The following is a 6,845-nucleotide window of genomic DNA, read 5'->3' as shown; positions in this document are numbered from 1 at the left end:
GGCGCCCGCCGCTAGCGCGGTTCGCAGCGGCGCCAAGGGCAGATCGCGCCGCCCCTGGCGCGATCCGCGGCGCCGATCTGCGCCGCGCCCAGCCGCGCCCAGCCGCGCGGCCGCCGTCCGCGAACGGCGGCCCGCCGCCTGCGGATCACAGCGAATCCTTTATGATGGAACGCGCCCAAATTCCCGAGCCGCTCCATGTTTTTCGCTGCGCACTCCCTGCACCGCCGCCTGAGCATCGCCATTGGCACGCTGGCGATTCTCGTCGGTCTGCTCGGCTCGCTCGGCACTTTTCTCGTGGTGCGCAGTCTCGCGAGCGAATTCAGCTCGAGCCTGCGCGACGCCGCCGCGCACGTGCAATCCGGCGTGCCGCATCGTCATGGCGGGTCGAGCCGCGAGCCCAACGGCGTGCGCCTGCCTTCGGACGACCTCGTCGTGCAGATCTGGTCCGCGCACGACCTCGCCGCGCCAGGCCGCACCAGCGACCCCGACATCGCATTGCCGCGCGCGCAGGCGGGCTACTCCACCGTGCAATACGACGGCGAAGCATGGGACGTCTTCGCGCTCGCCACCGGCGACGAGCAGATCCAGGTGGCCGAGTCGCGCAGCATGCGCAACCGCAATGCGCTGCGCGTGGCGTTCTGGAGCCTGCTGCCGGTGCTCGCGTTGCTGCCGCTGCTCGTGCTGACGATCGCCGTCACGGTACGGCTGTCGCTGCGGCCGCTGGAGCGCATCGGGCGGCGCGCGGCGAAAGTCGATCTGCACGAGCTCAAGCCGCTCGACGCGCAGAAGGCGCCGGTGGAGCTGCGGCCCTTCGTCGAGTCGATCAACCGCATGATCGAGCGCCTTTCAGTGCTCGTGAACGCCGAGCGCAAGTTCATCGCCGACGCCGCGCACGAGCTGCGTTCGCCCATTTCGGCCATGCAGTTGCAGATCGACAATCTGCGCGACGCGCCGCCCGATCAGTACCACGAACGCTTCGACGAGCTGCGGCGCGGCGTGGCGCGCACGGGCTCGCTCGTGTCGCAATTGCTCGGCCTCGCGCGCGCGGAAATCGGCGGCGGGCAGCGCGCGCGCGCCGACGTCGCCTTGCCGCAGCTCGTGACCGAGGTGCTCGCCGACCTGCTGCCGCTCGCCGATGCGCGCGGCGTGGATCTGGGCGTCGAGCGTCTGGACGACGCCAGCGTGCGCGCGACCGAGGCCGACATGCGCGTGCTGGTGCGCAATCTCGTCGACAACGCGGTTCGCTATGGGCGTGCGGGCGGGCGCGTCGACGTGACGGTGCGCTGCGAGGCGCAAACGGTGACGATCGAAGTGACCGACGACGGCCCCGGCATCGCCGAAGACGACCTGCCGCGCGTGTTCGACCGCTTCTTTCGCGCGGGCGGCAACGACGCCGAAGGCAGCGGCCTTGGACTGGCGATTGCGCAGGCGCTGGCACAAAGCTATCGCGGCCGCGTGACGCTCGAAAATCGTGCCGATGGCCATACGGGCATCGTCGCGCGCATCGAGCTGCCGCTTGCCTTAAACGATACGCACTGAAAAGCGCAAGAAGATATTGAGGAAAACTGAGCGATGCGGATTCTGCTGATCGAAGACGATCTGCTGATCGGGCCCGCGCTGCTGCGCGCGCTGAAGGATGCCTCCTATAGTGTCGACTGGGTGCGCACGGGCGAGCACGGCCGCGCGGCCGTCCGCGACGGCTCGTATACGACGATCCTGCTCGACCTGGGCCTCGGCGACATGAGTGGCCTCGACGTGCTGCGCGGCCTGCGCGAGGCCAGCGACGCCACGCCCGTCATCATCATCACCGCGCAGGACGACGTGGATACGCGCGTCGAGGGCCTCGATCTCGGCGCCGACGACTACCTCGTCAAGCCGTTCGAGAGCAAGGAGCTGCTTGCGCGCATTCGCGCGGTGGTGCGGCGCAAGTCGGGCTTCGCCTCGTCGACGATGGGCAGCGCGCGCGTGACGCTCGATATGAACACGCGGCGTTTGAGCTTCGACGGCGAGTCCGACGATCTCTCGGCGCGCGAGTACGCACTCATGCTCGCGCTGCTGGAGCGGCCCGGCGCGATCCTCTCGCGCCAGCAACTCGAAGAGCGGCTCTATGGCTGGGGCGAGGAGGTGGAGAGCAACGCCGTGGACGCGGTGATCTACAGCGTGCGGCGCAAGTTTGGCAACGCGGTCATTCGCAACGTCCGGGGTCTCGGCTGGGCGGTGTGCGTTTGAATGGCGGCACGCGAACCGCAACGCGCGAAAGCCATAAATGAAAAAACGCGGCGAGCGCGAAGCTCGCCGCGCGGCGCGCGTAGCGGAGGGAAGCGCCAGCGCGCACGCCAAAACAGAGGTCTATGACTGCGGTGCTTGTGTGTCGCTATTGGGCGCTCATGAGGCCAGCAAGCGTTGCCACGGATGCGCGCGCCATGCGTTCGCGAGCGCGTTGACCAGCTCGGCCTCGCTATCCGTTAGATGACGGTCCGCGTGGACCGCCACGAGGCACAGGCTGAGCACCTCGGCGCGCAGCGCCGGATCTTCGAGCTCGCACATGACCTGCTGCATGACGTTGGAGTCGAGCTTGCAGGCGTCGCTCCAGTTCAGATGCGCGTTCGTGAGCAAGTCTTCGCAAAGGTCTTGCAGGATCGTGCCGAATTCCCCGGGCGCGAGGCCGAGCCGGTCCGCCATGCGCGCGCGATGCACGGCGGCGAGTTCGCGGGTGCACAGATGGCCGTCGGCGAGCAGGGCGATGGCGACGATTCGGCCCGCGGCCTGCGGGCTATTGCTGGTGTAGGTTCGCATGGTCGAGTGTGGTCGAGAGATCGTTGCAGGGATCGTGCGCGGCGCAAGCGCTCGCCTAGTCGAGCAGGTCGCGCAGCCAGGACTTGTGGCGGCGTCCGTCGCCGTTGCGCTCGTGGCTGCGCCGTGCGCCGTGATCGTCGTGGCGCGCGGCGCGATGCCCACCGTGCTGCCCACCGTAGCCGTCGTCGAAGCGGCGTGCTTCGGCGGAACTGGCGGCCACCGCGCGTTCGATCAGCCTGTCGAGTTCGCCGCGGTCGAGCCAGACGCCGCGGCATTGCGGGCAGTAGTCGAGTTCGACGCCTTGACGCTCCGAGATCGCGAGCGTGGTGTCAGGGCAGTTCGGGCATTTCATGATGCGCTCCGTTGAAGTTGGATCGTCGAAGCCCGCACCAGGCTTGCTCTTGCGGGCCGGTGCGGCTGCGATGGAATTCATCCTCGCAGAGAAAAATGAGCGAAGAATGAGGACGGCGCGGGTCCGTCCCCACACGTGTTACGGCGTCTCCAGGCTGCCGCCCTTGCGCTCGGGCGCACGCGTCTTGAAGAGCGACACCAGCACGCCGCCCGCGAGCAGCGCCGCCGTCACGCCGAGGCTCAGCAGCGGCGGAATCTTGCCGATGATGCCCACCAGAAAGATCTTCGCGCCGATGAACACCAGCACGAGCGCGAGCGCATGCTTGAGATAGTGGAAGCGGTGCGCCATGGCCGCGAGCGCGAAGAACAGCGCGCGCAGGCCGAGCACGGCGAAGATGTTGCTCGTGTAGACGATGAACGGATCGGTGGTGATCGAGAAGATCGCCGGGATCGAGTCGACGGCGAAGATCAGATCGGCGAATTCGACCATCAGCAGCGCGACCAGCAGCGGCGTGGCGAAGCGCTTGAGCTTGCCCGTTTCCGGGTGCGCGCGCCGCACGATGAACGCGCCGCCTTCGAGCCGCGGCGTGACGGGCAGCACACGGCGGATCAGGCGCAGCGTCTTGCTGTTTTCCACGCCTGCTTTTTCGCTGGCGTTTTCGTTCGTTCCTTCTTTCGTGCCGAGCAGCATTTTCAGGCCGGTCACCGCGAGAAAGAGACCGAACACGAACAGCATCCACTCGAACTGCGCGACGAGCGCCGCGCCGAGGCCCACCATGACCGCGCGCAGCACCAGCACGCCGACGATGCCCCAGAACAGCACGCGATGCTGATACACGCGCGGCACCGCGAGCGCAGCGAAGATCGACGCGATCACGAACACGTTGTCGAGCGAGAGCGACTTTTCGATCAGATAGCCGGTGAGGTACTCGGTGGCGGGCTGTGCGCCGAGCTGCCACCAGATGAAGCCGCCGAACAGCACGCCGATCGCGATGTAGCCGAGCGAGAGCCACAGGCTTTCACGGATGCCGATTTCGCGGTCGTCGCGATGCAGCACGCCGAGATCGAGCGCCAGCAGCACGATCACCACCGCGAGGAAGGCGGCCCAGAGCCAGACAGGCTGTCCGAGGAAGCTGGCGGTGAAAAGCGGCGGGAGCATGGGGTGAGTCCTTGTCGTGGCGTTGCATCTGGGTGGAAATTCGGCCACGCGCGGGATTCGCGCGATGGCTGACGATTGGGCCGGGGCCCAAACGTCAGCTTAGCGACGGAAAATGAGCGGGGAATGAGGCGTATGAAGCGCGCGCTGCAATGATTCGCGTGACCGGCCGGAAAAATAGCCGGAAAAACAAGGGTTTCCCTGCGCGCGGGCGGCGCGCAGCGGGCCAAAAGCGCTCGCGCCGCTCGCCGGGTAACATCGATACAGGTATCGCCACTACCACCCAACTCCCTGTTTTTTATCGCTTTTTTTCGCGAGAAGCGGTGCGGGCGGCGCATTTCGCGTGGCATAATCGATTCACAACGCAACGCCCCCGCAGTCACACGAAGTCATTCAATCCCCGCATATCATGGCAAAGACGCTCTACGACAAGTTGTGGGACTCCCATGTGGTCCACACGGAAGACGACGGCACGACGCTCCTCTACATCGACCGTCATCTGCTGCACGAAGTCACCAGTCCGCAGGCATTCGAAGGCCTGAAGCTGCACGAGCGCCCGGTGTGGCGCCTCAGCGCGAACCTGGCCGTTTCCGACCATAACGTGCCCACCACCGACCGCAGCCACGGCATCGCGGACCCGGTCTCGAAGCTCCAGGTGGACACGCTCGATGCGAACTGCGACGCCTATGGCATCACGCAGTTCAAGATGACCGACCTGCGCCAGGGCATCGTCCACATCATCGGGCCGGAGCAGGGCGCCACGCTGCCGGGCATGACGATCGTGTGCGGCGACTCGCACACCTCCACGCACGGCGCGTTCGGCGCGCTCGCGCACGGCATTGGCACCTCGGAAGTCGAGCACGTGCTGGCCACGCAAACGCTCTTGCAGAAGAAGAGCAAGAACATGCTCGTGAAGGTCGAGGGCCAGTTGCCGCGCGGCTGCACCGCGAAGGACATCGTGCTCGCGATCATCGGCAAGATCGGCACGGCGGGCGGCACGGGCTACGCCATGGAGTTCGGCGGCTCGATGATCCGCGGCCTGACGATGGAAGGCCGCATGACCGTGTGCAACATGGCGATCGAAGCTGGCGCGCGCGCGGGCATGGTGGCCGTGGACGACACCACGATCGAATACCTCAAGGGCCGCCCGTTCTCGCCGCAGGGCGTGGAGTGGGATCAGGCTGTCGAATACTGGAAGGGCTTCCGCACCGACGACGGCGCGCACTTCGACCGCGTGGTCGAGCTGACCGCCGCCGACATCGTGCCGCAGGTCACGTGGGGTACGTCGCCGGAAATGGTCACGTCGATCGATGGCCGCGTGCCCGATCCCGAGCGCGAAAAGGACCCGGTCAAGCGCGACGCGATGGAACGCGCGCTGCAGTACATGGCGCTCGAGCCGAACACGCCGATCGAATCGATCAAGCCGGACAAGATCTTCATTGGCTCGTGCACGAACGCGCGCATCGAAGACCTGCGCTCTGCTGCTTACGTCGTGAAGAAGCTCGGCCGCCGCGTCGCGTCGAACATTCGTCTCGCGATGGTCGTGCCGGGCTCGGGTCTCGTGAAGGCGCAGGCCGAGCGCGAAGGGCTCGACAAGGTGTTCACCGAAGCGGGCTTCGAATGGCGCGAGCCGGGCTGCTCGATGTGCCTCGCGATGAATGCGGACCGGCTGGAGCCGGGCGAGCGCTGCGCGTCCACCTCGAACCGCAACTTCGAAGGCCGCCAGGGCGCGGGCGGACGCACGCACCTCGTGAGCCCGGCCATGGCTGCCGCCGCGGCAATCGAAGGGCACTTCGTCGACATTCGCAAGCTGGGCTGAGGACTGGATCACCGATCATGGAAAAATTCATCGTACATACCGGCCTCGTGGCGCCGCTCGATCGCGAGAATGTGGATACCGACGCGATCATCCCGAAGCAGTTTCTCAAGTCGATCAAGCGCACGGGCTTTGGGCCGAATGCATTCGACGAGTGGCGTTATCTCGATCACGGCGAGCCGGGGCAGGATAACTCGAAGCGTCCGCTCAATCCGGATTTTGTGCTGAACCAGCCGCGATATCAGGGGGCGTCGATTCTGTTGACGCGCAAGAACTTTGGATGCGGTAGCTCGCGGGAGCACGCGCCTTGGGCGCTCGATCAGTATGGGTTTCGGGCGATCATTGCGCCTAGCTTTGCTGATATTTTTTATAACAACTGCTTCAAGAACGGGCTGCTGCCGATCGTGCTTTCCGAGGCGGATGTCGATCATCTGTTCAACGAAACGAATGCTTTTAACGGCTTTCAGCTCACCGTCGATCTGGATAAGCAGGTCGTGCGGACCGTGGACGGCGCCAAGGAATATCCGTTTGAAGTGGCTGCGTTCCGGCGCTATTGCCTGTTGAATGGGTTTGATGATATTGGGCTTACGCTGCGGCATGCCGACAAGATTCGGCAGTTTGAAGCTGAGCGGCTTGCGCGTCAGCCCTGGCTGAAGAACCGCGTTATTTAAGCGGTTGTTTTGAGGTGTTTTAAGGCCGGTGGCTCTGTGTTGCTTTGGCCTTAAA

7 protein-coding genes are annotated in these 6,845 nt (G+C 65.6%); 4 read left to right on the top strand and 3 right to left on the bottom strand.

Going from position 1 to position 6,845, the window contains the following annotated elements; all coding sequences use genetic code 11:
* Nucleotides 1-195 precede the first annotated feature (195 nt).
* On the top strand, nucleotides 196-1,539 hold the full coding sequence (locus tag BO1_RS46560; protein ID WP_028223432.1) for a sensor histidine kinase: 1,344 nt from the start codon (nucleotides 196-198) through the stop codon (nucleotides 1,537-1,539).
* Between the two features lie 33 nt (nucleotides 1,540-1,572).
* Nucleotides 1,573-2,229: a response regulator transcription factor gene (locus BO1_RS46555; protein ID WP_028223431.1), complete on the top strand. Its 657-nt coding sequence runs from the start codon at nucleotides 1,573-1,575 to the stop codon at nucleotides 2,227-2,229.
* Between the two features lie 156 nt (nucleotides 2,230-2,385).
* Here BO1_RS46555 and BO1_RS46550 read toward each other — a convergent pair whose 3' ends face one another.
* The 3 genes from BO1_RS46550 to BO1_RS46540 form a co-directional block, all read right to left on the bottom strand.
* Nucleotides 2,386-2,796: a tellurite resistance TerB family protein gene (locus BO1_RS46550; RefSeq protein ID WP_028223430.1), complete on the bottom strand. Its 411-nt coding sequence runs from the start codon at nucleotides 2,794-2,796 to the stop codon at nucleotides 2,386-2,388.
* A 55-nt stretch (nucleotides 2,797-2,851) separates the two neighbouring features.
* Nucleotides 2,852-3,148 (bottom strand): TFIIB-type zinc ribbon-containing protein, encoded by a 297-nt coding sequence (locus BO1_RS46545; protein WP_028223429.1) that lies wholly within the window; start codon nucleotides 3,146-3,148, stop codon nucleotides 2,852-2,854.
* 138 nt (nucleotides 3,149-3,286) lie between these two features.
* Entirely contained in the window at nucleotides 3,287-4,306 is a 1,020-nt protein-coding gene (locus BO1_RS46540) for a TerC family protein (protein ID WP_028223428.1), read from the bottom strand.
* 406 nt (nucleotides 4,307-4,712) lie between these two features.
* Here BO1_RS46540 and leuC point away from each other — a divergent pair, with 406 nt between their 5' ends.
* Both leuC and leuD read left to right on the top strand, forming a co-directional pair.
* Nucleotides 4,713-6,122, top strand: a complete 1,410-nt coding sequence (leuC, locus tag BO1_RS46535) for a 3-isopropylmalate dehydratase large subunit (protein WP_028223427.1) — start codon at nucleotides 4,713-4,715, stop codon at nucleotides 6,120-6,122.
* A gap of 17 nt (nucleotides 6,123-6,139) precedes the next feature.
* Nucleotides 6,140-6,790, top strand: coding sequence for a 3-isopropylmalate dehydratase small subunit (gene leuD, locus BO1_RS46530; protein WP_028223426.1), 651 nt, complete (start codon nucleotides 6,140-6,142; stop codon nucleotides 6,788-6,790).
* Nucleotides 6,791-6,845 lie beyond the last annotated feature (55 nt).

The organism is Paraburkholderia oxyphila NBRC 105797, from assembly GCF_000685075.1.
Lineage (GTDB): Bacteria > Pseudomonadota > Gammaproteobacteria > Burkholderiales > Burkholderiaceae > Paraburkholderia > Paraburkholderia oxyphila.
Note: the sequence above shows the minus strand (reverse complement) of the source record. Positions and strands in the feature narration are given on the sequence as shown.

What these genes read in the sequence shown, in the direction of transcription:
- BO1_RS46560 (WP_028223432.1), top strand. Translation starts at nt 196, where the DNA reads ATGTTTTTCGCTGCGCACTCCCTGCACCGCCGCCTGAGCATCGCCATT.
- BO1_RS46555 (WP_028223431.1), top strand. Translation starts at nt 1,573, where the DNA reads ATGCGGATTCTGCTGATCGAAGACGATCTGCTGATCGGGCCCGCGCTG.
- BO1_RS46550 (WP_028223430.1), bottom strand. Translation starts at nt 2,796, where the DNA reads ATGCGAACCTACACCAGCAATAGCCCGCAGGCCGCGGGCCGAATCGTC.
- BO1_RS46545 (WP_028223429.1), bottom strand. Translation starts at nt 3,148, where the DNA reads ATGAAATGCCCGAACTGCCCTGACACCACGCTCGCGATCTCGGAGCGT.
- BO1_RS46540 (WP_028223428.1), bottom strand. Translation starts at nt 4,306, where the DNA reads ATGCTCCCGCCGCTTTTCACCGCCAGCTTCCTCGGACAGCCTGTCTGG.
- leuC (WP_028223427.1), top strand. Translation starts at nt 4,713, where the DNA reads ATGGCAAAGACGCTCTACGACAAGTTGTGGGACTCCCATGTGGTCCAC.
- leuD (WP_028223426.1), top strand. Translation starts at nt 6,140, where the DNA reads ATGGAAAAATTCATCGTACATACCGGCCTCGTGGCGCCGCTCGATCGC.